2 protein-coding genes are annotated in these 3,046 nt (G+C 71.1%); one reads left to right on the plus strand and one right to left on the minus strand.

Annotated elements, in window-relative coordinates:
• Nucleotides 1-604 precede the first annotated feature (604 nt).
• The gene (locus tag E1182_RS29990) at nucleotides 605-2,725 is read left to right on the plus strand and encodes a cellulose binding domain-containing protein (RefSeq protein ID WP_132271105.1); all 2,121 of its coding nucleotides are present in this window, start codon (nucleotides 605-607) and stop codon (nucleotides 2,723-2,725) included.
• 65 nt (nucleotides 2,726-2,790) lie between these two features.
• Here the strand turns inward: E1182_RS29990 and E1182_RS29995 are convergent.
• The coding region (locus tag E1182_RS29995) for an RNA 2'-phosphotransferase (RefSeq protein ID WP_207921576.1) at nucleotides 2,791-3,046 on the minus strand (256 nt) is incomplete at its 5' end.

Consider the following 3,046-nt stretch of genomic DNA (forward strand, 5'->3'; position numbering starts at 1 on the left):
GGTGGGCCCAGCCGGGCGTCGACAGGGACCGGCGGCGGGCCGCACCGACGAAAGCGCGTGCCCGCAGCGATGGCGGGGTGGGTGAAGGACGAGGGCGCCGCGGATGCGACGCCGCTCGCCGGACGGGGTGCCCCGGCGCCGATCGGCGGCGATCGCGCCCGCCGGAGACATCGGAGCCCGGCACCTGGATGAGAAGTGGTGTCGCCCTCGCCACCGGTGACGAATTGCTCGTGCGGCGACGTGCCGCTCGGTCACCGGAGCGTGCCCTGTACTCCCGCGCAGCAGAATAGCGTGTTATCGATCACATCCTCAAGCATTGATCATAAACAATGCATCGTTTGTGGGGAACAGTCGGGCAATCGACGACTCTCGCCGCTTGAAGAGCCGCCAGCACCCGTGGGATTCTTGACCGTCAATGGGTTTGCCCCGCGCGGGGGCCGACGGTCGTCCCATGGGCACCTGGGCATGTCCCGGGGGGGGGGCGACACAGCTGCGATCGCGCCACCGACCAGTCCGTCCGTGACTCCGCCCACCGTCTGCCCGGCGTGATCTGATCACCACCGGTCGGGCGGCCCTGTCGTGATCCGACGCGAAGGAATCCGCCATGCGCACTGCGACCACCCCTGCCCGTTCCCGGCCACCGGTGCCGCAGGGGCGACCATCGACCCGCCCCGCCCGCCGGACAGCGCTGGCGGCGAGCCTGCTGCTCGCCGCCGGTCTGCTCACCACGAACCCGCCGACCGCCGGCGCCGCGCCCGCACCCACGCCGGTGACGGTGACGGTGAACGCGCGGGCCGGTCTCGCCACCGTCCCGGCCACCGCGCTCGGCGTCAACCACGCCATCTGGGACGCCAACCTCGGCACCGACCAGACGTCGGACATGCTGAAGGCGGCAGGCGTCCGGATGCTGCGCTATCCGGGCGGTTCGTACGCCGATATCTACCACTGGAAGGACCACACCGCGCCCGGCGGGTACGTCGCCCCCGGCACCGACTTCGACACGTTCATGGCGGCCGCCAGACGGGTCGGCGCCCAGCCGATGATCATCGCCAACTACGGCACCGGCACCCCGGCGGAGGCGGCCGACTGGGTGCGGTACGCCAACGTCACCAAGGGTTACGGCGCCAAATGGTGGACGGTCGGCAACGAGAACTACGGCAACGGCCACTACGGCTCGGCCTGGGAGGCCGACCACCACCCCGACAAGAGCGCGACGTACTACGCGAACCTGGTGGTCGAGTACGCCGACGCGATGAAGGCGGTCGACCCGAGCATCAAGGTCGGCGCGGTGCTGACCATGCCGGGGAACTGGCCCGACGGGATCACCGCCGGCAACGACCCGGGCCCGTGGAACCAGACGGTGCTCTCCATCGCCGGGCCGAAGATCGATTTCGTCGACGTGCACTGGTACCCGGGCGGCACCGCCGCCGAATCGCTGGCGCGGGTCAACCACATCCCCGACGCGGTCTGGCTGCTACGCCAGCAGATCGCCCGGTACGCCGGCCCGAACGCCGCCCGCATCGACATCAGCCTCACCGAGCTCAACGTCGAGCAAGGCCGCAACACCCAGCCCGGGGCGCTGTTCCTGGCCGACGCCTACAGCGGACTGCTGGAGAACGGGGTGTTCACGGTCCAGTGGTGGAACGTGCACAACGGCATCGACCGGGTGTCGCAGGTGGCCGGACACACCGACTACGGCGACTACGGCATGCTGTCCAGCGGCGGCTGCACCTCCGACGGGTCGGTCTGCCAGCCGCCGCTGAACACGCCGTTCGCGCCATACCACGGGCTGTCCATGATGAACCTGTTCGCCCAGCCCGGAAACCAGTTCATCCGGGCCGGCACCGACCAGCCGCTGGTCACCGCGCACGCCGTACGCCGGCGCAACGGGGAGCTCGCGGTGCTGCTGGTGAACAAGGATCCGGACAACGCGCACCCGGTGACCATCGACTACGCCGGGTTCACCCCGTCGGGCGCCGAACCGACGGTGCACACCCTGACCAACGGTGCCGCCAGCATCACCACCGGCCGGGCCGACAGCGCGACCAGCCGGACCCTGCCGCCGTACTCGCTGACCACGCTGGTGGTGCGCCCCGCCGAGGTGGTCACCGGCGGACCTCCCACGCCCCGCACCCCCGCCGTCAGCGCGGTGACCGACCGGAGCGCGACCATCTTCTGGCCCGCGCTGCCGCCTGAGGCCGGCCCGCCGGTCAAGTACGAGGTACACCGGCAAAACGGGGCAATCAGTGAGCAGCTCGGCGAGACGACCGGCAGTTCGTTCACCGTCGGCAACCTGAGCCCGGGCACCCGGTACACCGTCAACGTGCTCGCCCGGGACACCGCCGGGCGACTCTCCTGGCCATCACCGCCGCTGACCTTCGTCACCGACAACCCGACCGGCAGCACCTGCGCGGTCCGCTTCACCAAGAACAACGACTGGGGCAACGGCTACATCGGCGGCGTCGACATCGTCAACAACGGCGTCAACCCGATCGACGGTTGGACGCTCACCTGGACCTGGCCGACGACCTGGCAGCAGGCCGGCAGCGGCTGGAGCGGCAACTGGGAGCAGACCGGCACCACCGTCACGGTCACGAACACCGACGACAACCGGAGAATCGCCCCCGGCGGCAGCACCAGCGCCGGCTTCGTCGGCGCGTACAGCGGCCCGAACGTCCTGCCCACCACGTTCCGGCTCAACGGCACCGTCTGCACCACCCTGTGAGGGCCCGGCCCGGGCAGCCCCGGTGACCAAGGCCGGCCGGCGGGGTCCGTGGACCCCGCCGGCGGTCAGGTCAGGTAGGCCGGCGGCACCGCATCGGTGAGCCACACCCCGTTGTCGCTGCGGTAGAAGACGTACCCGTCCCGGGCCATCGCCGCCGCCTTCACGGTCAGCACCACCACCGCGCCGCCCCGGCGGGTGCCGACCCGCCGGGCCGTCGCCACGTCCGCCGACAGGTGTACGTGGTGTCGCCCGCCGCGGCGCAGTCCGGTGGCCCGGATCGAGTCGAGCACCGACGCCCCGGTGCCGTGGAAAAGCTGGGCG

The organism is Micromonospora sp. KC721 (assembly GCF_004348355.1).
GTDB lineage: Bacteria > Actinomycetota > Actinomycetes > Mycobacteriales > Micromonosporaceae > Micromonospora.

Bases quoted from the DNA above. Each gene is read 5' to 3' on its own strand.
- E1182_RS29990 (WP_132271105.1), top strand. From the start codon at position 605: ATGCGCACTGCGACCACCCCTGCCCGTTCCCGGCCACCGGTGCCGCAG.